Here is an 18,393-nt window from a genome sequence, read left to right on the forward strand (position 1 = left end):
GTGTGCTCATAAATCGCGGTTTCCGCTCATAAACTCGGGAGTGCGCTCATAAATCGCATTTTCCGCTCATAAACTCAGGTATGTGATCATAAATCGCATTTTCCGCTCATAAACTCAGGTATGTGCTCATAAATCGGGTTTTCCGCTCATAAACTCAGGAGCGTGCTCATAAATCAGGTTTTCCGCTCATAAACTCGGGAGTGTGCTCATAAATCACTGTTTCCGCTCATAAACTCGGGAGTGTGCTCATAAATCACTGTTTCCGCTCATAAACTCGGGGGTGTGATCATAAATCGCGGTTTCCGCTCATAAACTCAGGTATGTGATCATAAATCCCCCATTCCGCTCATAAACAGAGCATTCCAGACGATTCTATCAAGCATCCTCTTTCTCATGGACATACAAAACGCGATTCCACCATGCCATGATGCACTTCAACCAACAGTTTTCGTTCTCGGTCACTTCGTTGAGTTTGCCTATCACTCACCAATAATTTTCTATCACTCACTCGAATTTGTCCGACACTCAGATGGATTTCTCCGACACAACGAAGAGTTTGTCGATAACGGGACACAATCCTATTGAGTTTAGGGATTAATTTGTAGCGCTTCGCTTGTTTTAAGATGGTCTACCACAGCTCAATCGGCCAGATCCCGGTAAGAAACTGTCACGTGGTAGTGTTATTCTGCAACCGGACACAGTTCAGCATAGTTAAAGGATTTCATCTTCACTTGTTCATTTGTTCTTTCACAAAAAAACTGCGAGCACACCAACCTTCATTGGCATACTCACAGTATCTCCTATCAAAACATCTTCGTCGTCCATGTCTCGCCGTTCCACATTTTGTTCACGACACCCTCATAAAAATCAGGCTCGTGGGAAATGAGCAGGACACTCCCTTTAAACTCTGTCAGCGCGCGCTTCAGTTCAGCTTTCGCATCGACATCTAAGTGATTCGTCGGCTCATCCAGCACAAGTAAGTTCGTTTCTTGATTGACCAACTTACATAACCGAACTTTTGCCCGTTCGCCACCACTCAAGACTTTTACTTTACTCTCAATATGCTTTGTCGTCAGACCCACACGTGCAAGAGCTGCACGCACTTCATACTGTGTAAAGTGAGGGAATTCACTCCAAATTTCTTCCAAGCAAGTCTTGTCACTATCTGACTTCATTTCTTGCTCGAAATAACCGATGGCCAAGTGCTCTCCACGCTCCACCGATCCTGACAATGCCGGAATCTCCCCAAGTAAACTCTTCAGCAACGTCGTTTTACCAATCCCGTTCGCCCCAGACAAAGCGATTTTTTGACCGCGCTCCATCTCAAGATCCAGCGGACTAGACAACGGTTCATCGTATCCGATTACGAGTTGATTTGTTTTAAACAAATACTTGCTTGGAGTTCGAGCCACTTTGAAGTCAAAACGGGGTTTTGGCTTTTCAGAATCCAGTTCGATCATATCCATCTTATCGAGTTTTTTCTGTCTAGATTGCGCCATCTTACTTGTCGCTGCATTGGCTTTGTTACGGGCAACAAAATCCTTCAATCCGGCGATCTCCTTTTGCTGTTTCTTATAAGCTGCTTCAACTTGCTGCTTCTTCATCTCATGAACACGTAAAAACTCATCATAATCTCCTGCATAGCGTGTGATTTCTTGATTTTCCATGTGATAAATCAAGTTCACCACACTATTTAAAAATGGAATATCATGCGAAATCAGGATGAATGCACTTGGATAGTTTTGCAAATAGGTACGCAACCATTCAATATGCTCCACATCCAAATAGTTCGTCGGCTCATCCAATAGCAAAATATCTGGTTTCTCTAACAGCAATTTAGCAAGTAACACTTTCGTACGTTGACCACCACTCAGATCATTTACATCACGGTCCAACCCGAACTCATCTAGCCCAAGACCATTTGCAACTTCTTCCACTTTGGCATCCAAAATATAAAAGTCATGTTGTTCAAGATCATCTTGTATTTGACCCGTCTCTTCCAAAATCGCTTCCAGTTCGTCCGGATCTACATCTGCCATTTTCGCAAACAGCTCATTCATTTCACTTTCCATATCGTACAAATATTGAAATGCAGTCCGTAATACGTCACGGATGGTCATTCCCTGTTTAAGTGCAGCATGCTGATCCAAATATCCAACCCGTGCACGCTTCGCCCAAGAGACTGTCCCCGCATCCGGCTCCAGTTTGCGTGTAATAATATTCATAAACGTCGATTTACCTTCTCCGTTTGCACCGACAAGTCCAATATGCTCGCCTGCCAACAGTCTGAACGACACGTCTTCAAAAATCGCACGGTCTCCAAAACCATGACTCAAGTTTGACACAGTTAATAAACTCATGATGTACACCTATTCTTTCTTCCCAGATTCAATTGAAATGCATGCTTCATCATTTCACATCTACCCGTTATCATACTAGAAACAGCGGTTGCCCGCCACCTTCTCCATCAAAAAAACGCCTCCATGGAAGAGACGTTTTTATTTAACCTAGGTCATGCCCCGTCACTAGGATGTAGCCGATTAGGAACACGTTCAAAATGATGATGACGACTGTACTCGTCCAAGCCATAATCTTGATAGGCAACGAATTCACGAACTCGCCCATTTTCTTCTTATCACTAGTAAACCTAACAAGAGGAACTACCGCAAAAGGAAGTGCCAAACTCAAGATGACTTGACTCCACAACAGCAATTCTCCTGTACCTTTAGAACCTGCAATCCATGTGACGATAAAAGCAGGAATAACGGCGAGTAGGCGAGTAATCAGTCTTCTCAGCCAAGGAGTAATCCGTAAATTAATGAACCCCTCCATAACAATTTGACCACTAATCGTTCCTGTAATCGTTGAATTTTGACCCGATGCAAGTAATGCCACTGCAAATAATGTACTGGCAATCCCCACTCCTAAAGTTGGACTCAACAAATTATAAGCAGCTTCAATTTCGGAGACATCCAGTTCCGTTCCGTAAAAAGCTGCTGCTCCCAAAATAAGGATCGCAGAGTTAATGAGGAATGCAACCGTCAACGAGAACCCCGAATCGATCAGTGAGAACTTAATGGCTTCTTTTTTCCCTTCTTGAGTTCGTTCATAATTTCGTGTTTGTACAATGGAAGAGTGCAAATACAGATTGTGTGGCATGACTGTGGCACCTAAAATTCCGAGTGCAATGAACAACATGCTCGGATTCGTTACAATTTCAGTCTGTGGGATAAATCCAGCAAACAATGAAGATAATTCCGGTTTAGAGGAAATCACTTCGAACACAAATACGGCAAAAATAGTGGCCATTAAAACAATGACAATCGATTCAATAATACGGAAACCTTTCCTCTGTAAATAGAGAAGGAGTAAGACATCCAATGTGGTAATGGCAATACCGACTAATAACGGAATCCCAAATAACAGATTCAGTGCAATCGCCGAGCCAATCACTTCCGCCAGATCTGTCGCAATTATGGCTAACTCTGTAATAATCCATAAGAATATCGACATCTTCTTACCAACGGAAGCACTTGTAGCTTGCGCCAAATCTTTTCCGGTTACAATTCCAAGTTTTGCAGACAAAGACTGCAGAAGCACAGCTATTAAATTTGAAATTAGAATTACACTTAGCAATAGATATCCGAAACGTGAACCCCCAGCAATTGAAGTTGCCCAATTACCAGGGTCCACGTATCCTACTGCTACGAGTGAACCGGGGCCAGCGAATGCAAAAAGTTTACGCCAAAATCCTTTTTTGTTTCGGACATTAATTGTGCTATTAACTTCTTCAAGGCTAACTCCTGTGCTTTCTCGAAGCCATCCATCTTTATTATCGTCCATAAATAACCTCCTAACTTTCTTTCCCTTGTGCAACTTTTTAATTATAGTAAGACACATCCATTTAATGTTTACTAGCATATCACGATTTTTTTAGAAGTAAATTTCTTTGCTTGAACCTTCAAAAACTGGAATCATAAAAGCCGTTCAGAATAGTCTGAGCGGCTTCTTTAACATCTATTCCTATTTTGCTTGTTGCTCAACAATCCCCATATTCTGCTTGTGAACGATATGATGGGTCCCCCACTCATGCATCGCCTCTAAAATCGGGCTCAACGTTCTACCATAATCCGTCATCGAATATTCCACTTTAGGAGGAACTTGAGGATACACCACGCGTTGGATAATATCTTCCTCTTCTAATTCACGAAGCTGTTTCGTCAACATCTTTTGCGTAATCCCTGGCATGCTACGTTTTAATTCACTGAACCGTTTCGTCCCTTCATGTAACAAATACAAAATAATAACCGGCTTCCATTTCCCCACAACAATTCCGAGCGCCTCTTCCACTCGACATTGAGACACTTCGCCTTCCATACTAACTCCCCCCTAACGGTATCTTTTTGGATACTATACCACTTTAAAGTGCGTACTTCCACATTAGAAATCAGCTGACTATACTGTAAGAGAAGCAAATCAGCTCTTAAATGAGCCATTCATGCAAAACTAAGGAGGAATTCATCTTGTCACAAACATTTTTGGAGTCCGTTGAAAACCGGCGTTCTATTTACGTCATTAATAATGAACCGATCCTTTCCGACGAAAAACTGGAGGAACTCATCCAACATGCAGTGAAGCATACACCTTCTGCATTTAATTCACAAACAGCACGTGTCGTTGTCCTGCTAGGTGAACAAAGCAAACGACTTTGGGAAATCACAAGTGATACCTTAAAGAAAATAGTTCCTGAAGAGAATTTCGAATCGACTGCACAGCGTATGACGATGTTCGGCAGTGGTTACGGAACGATTCTTTTCTTTGAAGATATGCAAGTTGTCGAGAACTTACAAGAACAGTTCCAAGAATACAAGGACAATTTCCCGACATGGTCACAACAATCATCCGGTATGGTCCAGCACGTCATCTGGACTGCTCTATCAGATGAAGGATATGGTGCAAGTCTCCAGCATTACAATCCATTGATTGATGATGCAGTAAAAGCAGAGTGGGACCTTCCGACTTCTTGGAAGCTCATGTCTCAAATGCCTTTTGGAAAAGTAGTAGCGCCTGCAGGAGAAAAGGAATTCCTCCCCATCGAAGACCGTTTGCAAGTATTCAAATAAGCACAGCTTCAAAAAACAGAGACCGCATCGAACGGTGCATTCTCTGTTTTTGCGTGCTTTTTATTGTGTTGCTAAGCGTTTAGCTGTCTCCCTTACAAACTGTGTATAGGGTGTATCCGGCATCTGTGTCATATTGGAATCTGCTATTTCAGCGAGCTTGCGGGCGTAAGACAAATTACCAAGTTGCTCAGCACACAGTGCAGCATAAGCATCCTTCTCATAATACATGGAAAGGTCGTACGGATGATGCACATTCTCACTGATGACAACTTGTTGTAGCATGTGCAGCGCTTCTTGGAAGTGCCCCGTCCCATAGAGCGCTTTTCCGCGTTCTAGCGCAAAGAAATTCGGGAAGAATTCATGCTGGGGCATAGGGTCTGTCATTTCCGATAGCTTCTTAAGTGCCGTTTCATGGTCATGACGGAAAGAATTCAACTGATGGATACGAACCAATTTCGTAAACCAGATCGCATGATCATCTTCTGCAAATTCCCCGTATTGGAGTAACTTCCGCTCATAGTAATCAAGTTTTTCATCGTCTCCATCTATTATTGCTCGATAAGCCGCCAGCCTGTAAAGTTGATCGACCTGGTAAAAGATTTTTTTGTCTTTCGAATAGCTAATTGCCTCATTCATCAGCCGGGTCGCTTCAATCGTATCATTTACCGCAAAACGGAAAATCACCTCATATGTGTATAAATCTAGACGTGTCAGAGAATCGATATAGCCACTTCGGCTTTCCACTTCTGCTTTCTCCTCTAACAGCCGAGCGAGTGCTTCTTCATACCGATGCTCAGTGAACAACACCATAGCCCAGAAGATTCCGACTGCAGCCCGCCGCGGTACGATATTGAGCTCTTCGTAAATAGCTGATGCTCTTTCCGCTATTGGTTGCCAATTTGAACGACCTAGTAAATAAGAGAATTTGCTGTAGATTTCTAATAGACGACCAGCGGTGTAACCAGACAAAAGCTTTGGGAGTAATGGCTCAATCATTTCTAAAGCTTCCCCGTATTTTTTTTTGTCTTCTGATTTAACAATTTTTTCGGCTTTGTCCAGTAGGGCTTGGAGCTCGCTGCCGCTCACTTCTTCCATCAGTTCAGATACTTCGACCTCGAGACGCTTCGCTAAATAATTGAGATTCTCCATCGAGGGATTCGCTTTATTATTTTCAATCAGACTGAGCATACCTTTTGTCATCTGCTCGCCTGCACATGATTCCAACGTCAACTTCCTCTGTTTCCTAAGAGATCTGATTCGCTCCCCTAATGTTCTCATAGTGCTTCACTCCTGATTCAACAAGTTAGTTTAATTATATTAAACTTTTTCTTGAAATGAAAGAGTGCACATGTTATTCTTTGTTTAATCCTATTAAACTTTCTGAATGGAGTGACTATTTTGGATGAAAGCGTAAAAAAATTGAAGCGCGCCACCTATCACTTGTGGACTTTTGCTGCGAGCAAGATGATCAGTGCATTCGGTGCGCAAATCTATGCATTTGCCATTAGCTTTTACATTTTGCAAATAACGGGTTCTGCTACGAGTTTTGCAGCGAACCTAATTTGCAGCATCCTCCCTCGCACACTCATGGGTCCATTTGCTGGATACGTCGCAGATACTTACTCTCGAAAAAGAATCGTCATCATAGCACAGGTTGTTTCTTCCATGGCGATACTTGGACTGCTTACCATTAGCTTGTTGACTAATGAGTTATCGTTGACTGCCATCTACGCAACAACCGTTGTGCTATCCTTAGCGTCAACATTTTCGAGCATCGCCTTCACGTCCTCCATCACAGGTCTTGTCGATGAAAATCGGATTCAAAAAGCGATGTCTCTGAACCAAATGTCAATCTCATTTGCAGCAATCGGAAGTCCAGCAGTAGGTGGTCTGCTTTATGGAGCTGTTCCCATGGAAGTCTTTCTAGGTCTCTATGCAGGTGCTTCAATTCTTGCAGTCCTGCTAGAGTCGACGATGAATTTCAATCTGTTTGCAAAACGTAAAGCGAAAGAAGAAGGCGCACCGAAAGAGAAAATGCTCGACAGTATGAAAGCCGGGTTAACGTATGCCCGACTGCAACCACTTTTAATGGCGATGATCTGGGTCGCACTACTCGTCAACTTCCTGTTTGGCGCAGTTACCGTCGGCTATTCGTTCATCCTTATCGAAAAACTGAAAATGCTTCCTACCCATTTTGGATTAGTCGAAGGTGCGATGGCGGTCGGCATACTGCTCATGTCCATCTATTTAGCCGCACGTAAACCGTTTTCTTCACCGCTACGAGTGTCCAAGTGGGGAATCGTAGCACTTGGTCTTCTGCAGGGGATCATTGCGGTGCCTCTGCTAATTCTCTTTTCATACGGAGGCGTGTTTGCATTTTACATGACGATTTCATTTATCAGCGGAGCTTTAGGACCGCTCATTAACACGCCTCTCCAAGTGTTCATGATGAAATTGATCGACGATGACTATAAAGGTCGTGTGTTCTCCATCTTGGAAACGATGGCGATGGCGCTTATGCCACTCGGGATGGTGCTGTTCGGATTTTTGTACGATGTACTGCCCGCACCTTGGATACTCATCAGTTCAAGTGTGTTGCTGATCATGACGGTGTTCATCCTTCTACGCGCTTCCGTCATCCGCCAGGTAACTGGGACGAAACCTGAAGAGGAACTGAAAACGGTATCTACTTAAAAATACTATCTACTTATCCACTGGCCTTCAATTCAGTTGATGGGCTGATCAAAGGCAAACCGGCTGAGATTTATAATAATTCTGAAACCGTTGAATACAGGGGAATATCCTAGAGCAGCTACATGACAAAAAAGCAGATGTCCACAACTAAACGTGGGCATCTGCTTTTTCATTGCTTTCAATTACAAACCAACTTAATTCCTAAAGCGATACTTCTTCCACATCGCTTCCATCTGGACTCATCCTATACAATGAATTGTCTGGGCGCCTTCCACCAAAGTCTTTATCAACCATAAAATACACTTTTCCGTCAGCTCCATAGATGGGGTACTCAGCATACTCATGTAAATTAGTGAGTTGTGTAATGCTTTGCGTATCCCAATTATATGAGAACAACTCGTATTCAAAAATCCCCTCCGAATTTGTCTCTGCTACCGCTTGGTAAACAAGTTCAGAACGGTCAGGAATAAGTACGAAATCATAGAGATCCTGTGTATCTTCCGGGATACTTATCACCATTTTGTGGTCAGAGTTGGACAATGCGATTTTAAAAACACGACCTTTCGTTTCAAAGGTGTCTGCAGCTGTTTCCAAATCCGCATCGTCATCCATTTGTATATAGATGGAATCGTCTTCACCGGAGACTTGAAGAGAGGACATACTGTATTTGCTTAACTCCGTATGTTGCTCATGCTCCCCCGTTTCCAGCTGAACACTGTGTACGTCAAAGTCATGTGGATACAAACTTGCGACCGGTGAATAGTTGGAAAATTGGTCTGCTTGCAAATAGAATACTCGATCTTCATCCTTCGGGTCGATCACTAGCTCCATAACGATGGCTTCTTTTGTGAAAAGGACTTCATCTTTTCCCGATTCAATATGAACTTGGTGAATGATACTTTTACTATGCTCATCCAACTCTTTGTCCGAGTTTACATAGAGCACTGTTTTTCCGTCCGGCATCATCGCAAGATCTAAAATCGACTGATTCGAGGGAAGCTGAACGACTTGTCTCAACTGCTCAGATTTCACATATAACGTGGGTTTTCCTCTTTCATATGTTACATAGGCTATATCCCCTTGTGTGGAAACATCAAATTGCCCCGTCAGCCCTTGTTGTTTTTCCTCATCTGGAATGCTATAGGTGAACCCGAGCAACACGCAAATTCCTGTCACTAGTATAATTATGCTTGCGAACAGAATAGTTTTTCTCAAAGTCCTCCCTCCCCTGGTACTACCATCCATATTAGAAGAAGCACAACCGGCATTAGGATTTGTACGACAGCAACTGTATACACAAAACTCTTACGCTGCGCACCTAGTGCCCTCATTTGAATTGCATAAGCGATGCCATACAATACAAGTGGAACAAATAGCTTCCAGACCTCTCCGTTTCCATCTTCACTGAATAGAAAGAATATGTATATGAAATACAACGTACCCAATGTTAACACGATGCCGATTGTGATATTAAGGGCATGTAGTAACTTCGCGTTTGTTGGCATTTCGTGACGGAGACTCGTTCGATAAATGCAAATGATTGCACACAATACCAACAGATAACCAATGATTGAAAGACTTGTTGAATACGGGCGTTCTAAATTAGTTGCGAGAAGCGTCCCATAACCTAATAAGAAACCATTCACAATGAGCAAAGTATTCATCACAGCGCGACGTCTGCTCATCCAATTCTTTGAATGCGTTGAGTTAAATAGAAGTACTGAACTTATCAAAACCCCGATCAGCAACCAGCTCATATACGCATCTCCCGACCTGAATAGGTGAAACAGATAGATAGTATATATATAAAGAAGCGAGCCGATGGAAAAGCTCAACGGCAACTTTTTCAGAAAGCGTCCCACAGATTGATCCCCCACAATACAATGAAAGCATTTGTTTCAGATTACCATTATGCTGGGCATGTGACAATGCCCTCTTTTAATAGGGAATGCTGTTTAAAATAGAATTAAATACAAGTCCCTTGGAAAATTTACTTAGTGGCAAATAGTTCTTACTATAAAACCCCATTAACTACATCTACATTCCCTTATTTTACAGTGCGAACTATTTCAAGACCGTGTATGAATTATGAAAGTGCACGATCAATTCTTCATGATCGGTAGTATGGTATAAGCCCCTTTTTATAAAGGAAAGCCACGAAATTCAAGAATGGGATCGGAACTTTCTTTAAAAAGTACCGTTTAGAGTAAAATTGACGATGGGCTTTTTTAAGATTACTCCATTGCCTACAGTCTTTCAATTGTCGATAACGTGCAACGTCTATGAGCTTTATCTCATCATTAGATGTGATGAAAATATTACGTAAGTGAATGTCAGATGGATTCAACCCCAAATCTGAAGCCAATGATAATGCGTAATCAATTTCTTTAATATGATCCGAAGTAATGATTTTCCCATGTGTCATACATTCAAAGAGAGTATAACCATCGATAAAATCCATGACAATATAATTCACTCCAGCTTCATAGATATATGGAAAATAACTAATATCTTGAAGCGTTTTATAAATTTCAGCTTCTTCTTTAGCAATGTACGTAGAATCAGGAAAGAACACTTTAATTGCTATATTTAATGACTTCACTTTAAAAACAAATGCACTTCTCCCTGTTCCGATAAGTTTTAAAGATTTGTCATAGCTAATAAGGCGATTCTTCTTATTAAAAACAACTGAATTTGCAAGTTCTAGATAATTATTCAAAGGGTAACCTCCCATAACTTAAAAAAATAAAAAGAGACACCATAACCAATTCTTGGTCATAATGTCTCGAAGAAAACAAAAGACCTCACCAAATAAATGGTAAGGTCTCGCAAACAACGATTGTTGCCAATAAAGCCGAGGATCTAAATCCTGTATTGACGACTTTTACTGTATTAGCTACTCCCCTTAGTGGAAGTTGGATATATTATTATGTAGGTTCACTATAAGTTTAACCAGATTAGATGTCAAACATAACAAAGTAATCTTGTCAGAGAGCAGAAAATAGTGGCCAATTTGATAGCACATAAAATATTTGGATCATCATTCTAAGTGCTATCAAATTTCACTTGAGAAATTCAATAATTATTGTAAAACCTCCTGGAAACTTTCCGTTTTACGGAGCAAAATTCATCTGTCCCGTAAACAACAGCACAATAACACTGCCCCAAAAGATAAAGAAGGAGGAGGAGAAGATGAGAGCGATGATTGGAATGCCGTTTCTCTCCTCTTTCGATACAATGCCTAAGATCGAGAGAATCATTCCTACCGCAGTCAGTAACATTGTCAGATAATCCCCTCCTGCATTACCGATGTTTGCGATTCGTGTCGGAGGTATAAACACTATGAAAAAGCAAATAACTCCTATTACTAAAGATATATAGCTGATTTTCCCATACTTTTTACTGATTGGCTTGCTGCTTTCCATCTCATCACTCCCCTCTCTTTTTGACCTGTTTTTCCCTGTTCAGCTTGTCATTCAGGACACTCTTACTCAGCTAGCTGAACCTGTTCTGTTTCTCCGTTCTCCAGATTCATCCGAAATAGTTCATATTCCGGTGACCTGCCTGCAAAATTATAGTCCATCATGTAATAGAGCTGACCATCATCACCGAGTAATGGCCGGTCAGCGTAGTTCTTCTGGAATGTCAGCTGCTTCGTATCCATCGCCTCCCAGTCATAGGAAAACAATTCATATTCATACGTCCCTTTACTGTTTGTTCCAGCAACCGCCTGATAAATGAGAAGTGATTGTTCGGGTACTAAAACAAAATCGTAGAGATCTTCCATATCCATTGGGATGAAGATTTTTTTAGACTGATCCGGTTGAGCGAGAGGAATCTGAAAAATACGTTGTTTCGTCTCGAAAATCTCCTCCGCCGTGTCCGCATCTGCATCATCGTCCATTTGAATGTAAACGGATTTCTCTTTACCCGATACTTGCAGGGATGCCATGTTATACTTTTTCAAATTTGTAAGCTTCGACTGTATTTTTTCCTTTAGATCGTAGCTATGTACGTCAAACTCATGTGGATACTCGCTGGCAACCGGTGAGTAGTTCAAATAGACATTTGCTTGTAGATAGAATAGCTGGTCGACCATTGCATCGTCTAGTGCAAGTTCCGTAATAATTGCGTCTTTTTCAAACAGAACTTCATCCTCACCTGTTGTAAGATCTATTTCATGCACTACGCTTTTACTCGTCTCACTAAGTGTTTTGTCGGAATTTACATAGAGAACCTTTTTCTTACCTGGTATCATGATGACATCCGAAATCGCCTGGTCCGGCGGTAACTGAGCCACTTGTTTGATACCGTTTGACTTTACATACAACGTCGGTCTACCATCTTCATACGTCACATAACCGACATCCCCCGTTTCTGACACGTCATAAATCCCTGTCAGTCCCTGTTGCTTTTCCGATTCCGGTACTTGAAGTGTCAAACCGAGAAATATGCAAACAGAAGTTACGATCAAAATCCCTATTGCCAACACTATAATTCTCTTCATCAGGATGCTCCCCCTCTGACAACCAGAATCCATAATACGAAGAGTGCGGCTGGCAGTAAAAATTGAACTGCAGTAACTGAATAAGCGATTTTCTTTCGGCCATGGTTCAGCAAGATCAGTTGTAGGGCATAGACAATCCCCCAAAAAGCAAGTGGCACGAACAGTTTCCAGAGCCCCCAATATCCATCAGAAGCAAATATTAGGAATGCATAGAGGAAAAACAAGGTGCCTAGAATCAACAGAATACCCATCGATAAGTTGAAATAATGGACGAATTTTGTTCCTGTCCTTAAATTCACTTCAGTCGCAGGCACATCGTAAATCGTCGTCCGGAAAATCAAAACAACCGCCAGCAGTACGATAAGTGTATCAAGTGTCGCAAATATCATAGAGTATGGTGAATCGAAATCAAGCAACATCCCTGCCGCCATGACAAAACCATGGACCACGAGCAAAGTATTCATGACTGCCCGACGGTTAAGCGAAGCAACTGGACGCAGTGTCAGGAACAATATGCTAGAACTTGTGAGAACTCCAAGCAATAGCCAGCCAATATGGGAATCACCCATTACGAATAACTGACTTAAAAAGATAGCATACGTAAGTATTAAAGAGCCGATGCTGAGCGTTAGCAGCATTTCCCTACGATACGGATACATCGCATGCTGCAGTGTTCTACCTACATACTTCCCGTCCCCGAAATTCCTCATTGCCAAATGAGCCGCCTCCTCCTCGTTGTATCCGTTCCCTTTGAAATCCTCACACGCGCATTCCAGATGGATGACTAACTCTTCGAAAAGGTCTTCCCGTTCCTCCCGGCTGCAGTCCGTTTCCTGGATTACTTTTTTTACGAATCGTTCGAAGGAGTGTTTCATATGAGACCTTCCGAACTTTTATGGACCAGGGCATTCATCCATTCCCAATTCTCTTTCTTCATTTCCAGCGCACGCGTACCTTCCTCCGACAAATGGTAATATTTCCTTCGTCCACTTTCCGTTTGCTGCCAGTAGGAAGTGATCCATGTCTTTTTTTCAAGACGTTTCAACGCCGCATACAACGTCCCCTCACTCATCTCATACGTATCGTCGCTGAGCTCTTTCAGCACTTTCACCATTTCGTACCCGTACATATCTCGCTGGGCAATCAATGACAAAATGAGCAAATCGATGCTGCCTTTCATCATTTCCTGATCCACTGTATCCACCTCGTTTTTTAAAATTGAAAGTAGTACCTCGCAATGCAAGGTGTACTTCTTTACCATATCTTACTATTATATACCTCGCAATACAAGGGCTCTATTGCTATATTGATAATAAAAAATCCCGTCGCTCTTAAAATCTTTAAGAGTAACGAGATTATCAACTTATTACTGGGTAGCTTCTAAAATATCCACTATTCCTAAATACCCTTTGTCCTTCGCGTGCTGCAACGGAGTTATGCCATCATTGTCCGTAATCGACTGATCTGTTCCGTGTTTCAGCAGAACTTTAATAATTTCTTGCTGGCTGACACCACCGTCACTTAAAATGACAGCTTCCATGAGAGCCGTCCATCCGAGCTTATTCACGTGATTCACATCGACCTTGGTCTCATTCAGCAGGATTTCTACCATTTCAACATGGCCACGCTCCGAAGCCGGAATGATTGCAACCCCACCATACCGGTTAGTAATTCCGGGATCCGCTCCTGCTTCGTTTGCCAACCTTAAAATATCTATGTATCCTTCTGCGCCTGCATAAAGGAAGCAATTGTTTTGCATATTGTCCTGTATGTCGACATCTGCCCCTGCATCTAATAATGCTTTGACGGTTGGTGCATCGTTATTGTACGTTGCAATCATAAGCGCAGTTCTTCCTTCGCTATCTTGTGTGTCCGACTCTGTGTTTTGCTCTATCAGTTCTTTCACTTTCTCTGTATCTTACTGATTGGCAGCTTTCAATAGCTCAGTTGTCATTAGATCTCCTCCTAGTCTAGTGTCGGTATTCCCATCTTTTTCATCAGGCACACATGATGACATCAAAAAAACAGCGATACCTATCATGAACAAGTTACGCACTGGAATGCCTCCTGACTCATTCGTTTGGAGCGACTACTTCCACCTTCATCCGATCCGGATCTTCAAAATACACTGCATAATGGGATTCTCCACCTGTGTACGGATGAGTATCAGGATAAAGAATGCGCACGTTACGACCCTGCAGATGCCTAGTAATTGAGTCCACGTGCGCTCTGGATTCCGCATGGAACGCTAGATGATTTAGGCCAGTCCTACATCGATGATACGATACATCTAGAAAACGTTCTTCCGTTTGGACAAATACTAAATACGTATCACCTAGTTTCCAACTCTTCCCCTCTGGCCAGTCTTGATGCAACGTGTATCCTAACTCCTCGAGTAGCCATCCCCAAAACTCTACTGAGCGTTCCAGATCAGATACATATAATTCAACGTGATGAAGCAAGCCTTTCATATGTAAATCCCCTTTCTAAAAAACGCCCGCTATTCATTTTGAATAGCGGACGCTTCCGATAACTTAATTATAACGCAGCTTGAATCGTTTTACGATAATACCCGATCGTCAAGAATGCGAATATTAAGTAGATTCCTATATAGACAGACATTGCAATTACGGTCGGAACCGTAACATTAGACATGAATAGGAACGAAGCGGATTTCAAAGCAAAAACCGAATGTAACAATCCAATTGCAAGCGGCAATCCGAACACGAATAGTTGCTTTTTCACAACGCCTTTCATGATTTCTTGAACACTGAATCCTAGCTGACGTAATGTCGTGTAACTTGCTTTTTCCTGTTCAGCTTCTGTCATTTGCTTGAAGTATAAAATACTTCCTGTTGAAATGAGGAATACGAGACCTAAGAATCCAGCTATGAAGATTAGCATACCGCTAGACTGCAGTGCGTTTTGGTATTGTGTATAGTAATCGAACCTTTTCCCAGAACTTTCGATTTCATTGTATAGGTCAGTTGCTTCTTCAAGTTGTTCTTTATTTTGTAAATTGATGGCTGTGGTATGAGTCAGGGCCGTTCCATCTTGATCTACGTAACCTGAATTAATCGCCTGAAATAGCTCATCTTTCACAACAAGTGTTGAAGCGAAATCGACACTATTGAATGCATTTCCTTCTGCAAATCGTTCGATGGAAACGGTCTTGTTCACCCCTTCAGGTTCAAGTATTAGGTTCACTGGAACATCCACAGATTTCAGCATCCAATAGATGGAACTATCCATTAACACGCCTGAGTGCTGGCCCTTCACTTCAATCGGCAGACCAGCTTCACGCAATTGACTCTCGCTTACGAGACGAATCTGCACGTTCGTGTAATGGAGCATTGGATTCAGTTCTTTCTCATACTCACTAACTACTTGAAGTCCCTCGATGTCAGATTCATGATATGAAATATTCGCTTTGTCAAGCATTCTTAGGAACTGATCTGCCGCAGGCGTATCTCCCACAATCATATAATCAAATGGCTGCATCAGCCGATTTTCTTTTCCCGATGAATAGTAAGTTGAATAAGCAGCTGCAAGCATCGTGAGCGTCATTGCTGATAACACAGTAATAATCGTCAGTGAATTCGCATTTGCTTTCAACCGATGTATTAATGGTGCTATCGACAAACTATTCGACAAACCGAGATGACCATTTCTAGATGTCCTGATTTGGTACAGTATCCAACCTATCGTCACTCGAAACAGCAGATATGTCCCGAGAACGACTGATACTAAGACGGCAATCATATTGAAAAACAGCAAACTGTTGATCATATGGCCAGATAACCAATAACCGAATCCAATTAAGAGAATCCCCAAAATCCCAAATACGGCGGAAACAACGGTTTTCGGCTTTTTGATGCTTTCTCCGGACTGATCCACCTTGAACAATTCAAGTAATGTACTGCGTTTCACTGAAAACGCCATTTGCAGAGAGGTTAATACAAGAAGCACGACAAACACGACGGCAGTCTGTACAATTGCCGTTCCTGAAAACGACAGTTTCAGTACCCCTTCTATCCCGACAAGTTTCATTAATAGCAGTAAAAACACCCTAGAAACAATCAACCCGAGACCGATTCCAATGGCCAATGCTCCTGTCCCCAGCAACAAGTTCTCTGTCACCAACATCCGGGTTACTGTAAACTTTGACAAACCAATCAGTTGATAGAGCCCTACTTCACGGCTCCTGCGTTTCAAGAAAATGGAATTTGCGTAAAGAAGGAATATACCAGAGATGAACAGCAATAAAATTCCTGCAACTTTGAATCCAGATGCCATTTTAAAAGAGGCTTCCGTTCGTTCCAACACCGAACTATCATGTTGCAATGAAGCAAATACAAAATAAAGTACAACACTTAAAATCAATGCAAAAAAGTATAAATAGTAATGTTTCAAGTTTTTCCGCATACTGCGGACAACGAGATCAAAGAGCGTCAACGCTGTCACCTCCAAGAATCCCTTGCACTTTCAGGATTTCTTGAAAGAACTGCTGCCTCGTCTGATCCCCTCGATACAGCTCGGAGTAAATCGTACCGTCTTTCAGGAATACAACGCGATTGCAGTAACTTGAAGCGACTGGATCATGAGTCACCATCATGATCGTAACTTTCCGTTCTTCATTCACTTTTGCTAGCGTACCTAGCAGAGACGACGCAGATTTCGAGTCAAGTGCTCCGGTGGGCTCATCCGCAAACACAATTGATGGTTCATTGATTAAAGCCCGAGCGGCAGAAGTCCGTTGCTTTTGTCCCCCAGAGATTTCATGAGGGTATTTATAAGCAAGCTCTTCAATACCAAGAGTACGTGCAATCGATTTGAAACGATCTTCCGCCACAACCCGCTTCACGTTTCCAACTGAAATCGGAAGCAAGATATTCTCTTTTACCGTCAATGTATCAAGCAAATTATAATCCTGGAAGATGAACCCGAGCTGTTCGCGCCTAAACTGTGATAGCTTACGGTTGTTCATCGAAGAGACATCTGTTTCATTTATTTTTATCGAGCCTTCCGTAGTACGATCAATCGTTGCAAGCACATTGAGCAAAGTCGTCTTCCCTGCACCTGAAGGGCCCATGATTCCGACGAATTCGCCCTCCATCACCCTGAAGTCGATTCCTTTTAAAACGTGCTGTATTTGTCCACGAGTTCCGAACGACTTACGTAGTGAAGTGGCTTCTAACATAGTTCTTTGTTGTGACACTTAAAACGCCTCCCTGATTTCTATACACTCACTTTACTGCAGAAAAACAGTGGAGTCGTTCGATTTGGATGACAATCTGTGTGAGCAACCTTACAGTTTTGTCACTTACGGGTTTCACCAAGTCATTTCCCTTTGGAAATACCAGCGGCAACCGTGTTTCCGACATGCCCAAAGGCAAGTAACACACCTGATTACGCAAAAAGTGCTCTTCACCAACCAAAACTAAGATTTAGTTAGTGTACTCCGGTTTGCGAAGCATTTCCTACCCGTTTTAGGAAAGCGAAAGTATCTTTCATAGTAAGAGGACTACTAGAAGCCTAGTATTATGCTCATAAATCATGAAAAGTGATCATAAATCAATGAAAATGATCATAAAACTCAAAAAGTGATCATAAACCAATGAAAATGATCATAAAACTCTAAATGTGATCATAAACCATGGATAATGATCATAAAACTCAAATTGTGATCATAAACCAATGAAAAATGATCATAAAACTCAAATTGTGCTCATAAACCATGGATAATGATCATAAAACTCAAATTGTGCTCATAAACCATGGATAATGATCATAAAACTCTAAATGTGATCATAAACTATGGAAAATGATCATAAAACTCTAAATGTGATCATAAACCAATGAAAGTGATTATAAAACTCTAAATGTGATTATAAGCCAAGGAAGATGATCATAAAACTCAAATTGTGATCATAAACCAATGAAAATGATCATAAAACTCTAAATGTGATCATAAACCATGGAAAATGATCATAAAACCCTAATTGTGATCATAAACCATGGAAAGTGATCATAAAACTCAATATGTGCTCATAAACCATGGAAAGTGAT

Annotated in this window: 18 protein-coding genes; 2 read left to right on the forward strand and 16 right to left on the reverse strand. The window is 41.8% G+C overall.

Annotated elements, in window-relative coordinates:
• Positions 1–803: 803 nt before the first annotated feature.
• From N693_RS0118635 to N693_RS0118645, 3 genes are all read right to left on the reverse strand, one after another.
• On the reverse strand, positions 804–2,360 hold the full coding sequence (locus tag N693_RS0118635; protein ID WP_025786357.1) for an ABC-F family ATP-binding cassette domain-containing protein: 1,557 nt from the start codon (positions 2,358–2,360) through the stop codon (positions 804–806).
• Between the two features lie 142 nt (positions 2,361–2,502).
• Positions 2,503–3,843 (reverse strand): Nramp family divalent metal transporter, encoded by a 1,341-nt coding sequence (locus tag N693_RS0118640; RefSeq protein WP_025786358.1) that lies wholly within the window; start codon positions 3,841–3,843, stop codon positions 2,503–2,505.
• A 180-nt stretch (positions 3,844–4,023) separates the two neighbouring features.
• The gene (locus N693_RS0118645) at positions 4,024–4,377 is read right to left on the reverse strand and encodes a helix-turn-helix domain-containing protein (RefSeq protein ID WP_025786359.1); all 354 of its coding nucleotides are present in this window, start codon (positions 4,375–4,377) and stop codon (positions 4,024–4,026) included.
• 110 nt (positions 4,378–4,487) lie between these two features.
• On the opposite strand from N693_RS0118645, the gene N693_RS0118650 reads away from it, so the two are divergent.
• Positions 4,488–5,123 carry a nitroreductase family protein gene (locus N693_RS0118650; RefSeq protein ID WP_051508791.1) on the forward strand — a complete coding sequence of 212 codons (636 nt, stop codon included), beginning with the start codon at positions 4,488–4,490 and terminating at the stop codon, positions 5,121–5,123.
• A 60-nt stretch (positions 5,124–5,183) separates the two neighbouring features.
• On the opposite strand, the gene N693_RS0118655 is transcribed toward N693_RS0118650, so the two are convergent.
• Positions 5,184–6,401 carry a helix-turn-helix domain-containing protein gene (locus N693_RS0118655; protein WP_025786361.1) on the reverse strand — a complete coding sequence of 406 codons (1,218 nt, stop codon included), beginning with the start codon at positions 6,399–6,401 and terminating at the stop codon, positions 5,184–5,186.
• Positions 6,402–6,521: 120 nt separating this feature from the next.
• On the opposite strand from N693_RS0118655, the gene N693_RS0118660 reads away from it, so the two are divergent.
• Complete coding sequence (locus N693_RS0118660) at positions 6,522–7,817, forward strand: MFS transporter (RefSeq protein WP_025786362.1); 1,296 nt, start codon at positions 6,522–6,524, stop codon at positions 7,815–7,817.
• A 201-nt stretch (positions 7,818–8,018) separates the two neighbouring features.
• On the opposite strand, the gene N693_RS0118665 is transcribed toward N693_RS0118660, so the two are convergent.
• The 12 genes from N693_RS0118665 to N693_RS0118715 form a co-directional block, all read right to left on the reverse strand.
• Positions 8,019–9,032, reverse strand: coding sequence for a hypothetical protein (locus N693_RS0118665; RefSeq protein WP_025786363.1), 1,014 nt, complete (start codon positions 9,030–9,032; stop codon positions 8,019–8,021).
• Positions 9,029–9,574 carry a hypothetical protein gene (locus N693_RS0118670; protein WP_025786364.1) on the reverse strand — a complete coding sequence of 182 codons (546 nt, stop codon included), beginning with the start codon at positions 9,572–9,574 and terminating at the stop codon, positions 9,029–9,031. The genes N693_RS0118665 and N693_RS0118670 overlap by 4 nt, the downstream gene beginning before the upstream one ends.
• A 353-nt stretch (positions 9,575–9,927) precedes the next feature.
• Positions 9,928–10,536, reverse strand: coding sequence for a serine/threonine protein kinase (locus N693_RS0118675; protein WP_025786365.1), 609 nt, complete (start codon positions 10,534–10,536; stop codon positions 9,928–9,930).
• Positions 10,537–10,930: 394 nt separating this feature from the next.
• Positions 10,931–11,242 (reverse strand): hypothetical protein, encoded by a 312-nt coding sequence (locus tag N693_RS0118680; RefSeq protein WP_025786366.1) that lies wholly within the window; start codon positions 11,240–11,242, stop codon positions 10,931–10,933.
• 62 nt (positions 11,243–11,304) lie between these two features.
• Complete coding sequence (locus N693_RS0118685; protein WP_025786367.1) at positions 11,305–12,324, reverse strand: hypothetical protein; 1,020 nt, start codon at positions 12,322–12,324, stop codon at positions 11,305–11,307.
• Positions 12,324–13,199: a permease prefix domain 1-containing protein gene (locus tag N693_RS0118690; protein WP_025786368.1), complete on the reverse strand. Its 876-nt coding sequence runs from the start codon at positions 13,197–13,199 to the stop codon at positions 12,324–12,326. Before N693_RS0118690 ends, N693_RS0118685 begins: the two co-directional genes overlap by 1 nt.
• Positions 13,196–13,519, reverse strand: coding sequence for a PadR family transcriptional regulator (locus N693_RS0118695; RefSeq protein ID WP_025786369.1), 324 nt, complete (start codon positions 13,517–13,519; stop codon positions 13,196–13,198). The genes N693_RS0118690 and N693_RS0118695 overlap by 4 nt, the downstream gene beginning before the upstream one ends.
• 171 nt (positions 13,520–13,690) lie before the next feature.
• Entirely contained in the window at positions 13,691–14,230 is a 540-nt protein-coding gene (locus N693_RS19555; protein WP_253271228.1) for an ankyrin repeat domain-containing protein, read from the reverse strand.
• A 12-nt stretch (positions 14,231–14,242) separates the two neighbouring features.
• Positions 14,243–14,380, reverse strand: a complete 138-nt coding sequence (locus tag N693_RS20710) for a hypothetical protein (RefSeq protein ID WP_253271229.1) — start codon at positions 14,378–14,380, stop codon at positions 14,243–14,245.
• 16 nt (positions 14,381–14,396) lie between these two features.
• Positions 14,397–14,795, reverse strand: coding sequence for a VOC family protein (locus N693_RS0118705; protein WP_025786370.1), 399 nt, complete (start codon positions 14,793–14,795; stop codon positions 14,397–14,399).
• A gap of 67 nt (positions 14,796–14,862) precedes the next feature.
• Complete coding sequence (locus N693_RS0118710) at positions 14,863–16,779, reverse strand: FtsX-like permease family protein (RefSeq protein ID WP_025786371.1); 1,917 nt, start codon at positions 16,777–16,779, stop codon at positions 14,863–14,865.
• On the reverse strand, positions 16,766–17,524 hold the full coding sequence (locus N693_RS0118715; RefSeq protein ID WP_037593683.1) for an ABC transporter ATP-binding protein: 759 nt from the start codon (positions 17,522–17,524) through the stop codon (positions 16,766–16,768). Before N693_RS0118715 ends, N693_RS0118710 begins: the two co-directional genes overlap by 14 nt.
• Between the last annotated feature and the right edge of the window lie 869 nt (positions 17,525–18,393).

The sequence above is a fragment of the Sporosarcina sp. D27 genome (assembly GCF_000586555.1).
Classification (GTDB): domain Bacteria; phylum Bacillota; class Bacilli; order Bacillales_A; family Planococcaceae; genus Sporosarcina.

What these genes read in the sequence shown, in the direction of transcription:
- N693_RS0118650 (WP_051508791.1), top strand. Translation starts at nt 4,488, where the DNA reads ATGAGCCATTCATGCAAAACTAAGGAGGAATTCATCTTGTCACAAACA.
- N693_RS0118655 (WP_025786361.1), bottom strand. Translation starts at nt 6,401, where the DNA reads ATGAGAACATTAGGGGAGCGAATCAGATCTCTTAGGAAACAGAGGAAG.
- N693_RS0118680 (WP_025786366.1), bottom strand. Translation starts at nt 11,242, where the DNA reads ATGGAAAGCAGCAAGCCAATCAGTAAAAAGTATGGGAAAATCAGCTAT.
- N693_RS0118715 (WP_037593683.1), bottom strand. Translation starts at nt 17,524, where the DNA reads ATGTTAGAAGCCACTTCACTACGTAAGTCGTTCGGAACTCGTGGACAA.
- N693_RS0118670 (WP_025786364.1), bottom strand. Translation starts at nt 9,574, where the DNA reads ATGAGCTGGTTGCTGATCGGGGTTTTGATAAGTTCAGTACTTCTATTT.
- N693_RS0118685 (WP_025786367.1), bottom strand. Translation starts at nt 12,324, where the DNA reads ATGAAGAGAATTATAGTGTTGGCAATAGGGATTTTGATCGTAACTTCT.
- N693_RS0118640 (WP_025786358.1), bottom strand. Translation starts at nt 3,843, where the DNA reads ATGGACGATAATAAAGATGGATGGCTTCGAGAAAGCACAGGAGTTAGC.
- N693_RS0118645 (WP_025786359.1), bottom strand. Translation starts at nt 4,377, where the DNA reads ATGGAAGGCGAAGTGTCTCAATGTCGAGTGGAAGAGGCGCTCGGAATT.
- N693_RS0118705 (WP_025786370.1), bottom strand. Translation starts at nt 14,795, where the DNA reads ATGAAAGGCTTGCTTCATCACGTTGAATTATATGTATCTGATCTGGAA.
- N693_RS0118635 (WP_025786357.1), bottom strand. Translation starts at nt 2,360, where the DNA reads ATGAGTTTATTAACTGTGTCAAACTTGAGTCATGGTTTTGGAGACCGT.
- N693_RS0118690 (WP_025786368.1), bottom strand. Translation starts at nt 13,199, where the DNA reads ATGAAACACTCCTTCGAACGATTCGTAAAAAAAGTAATCCAGGAAACG.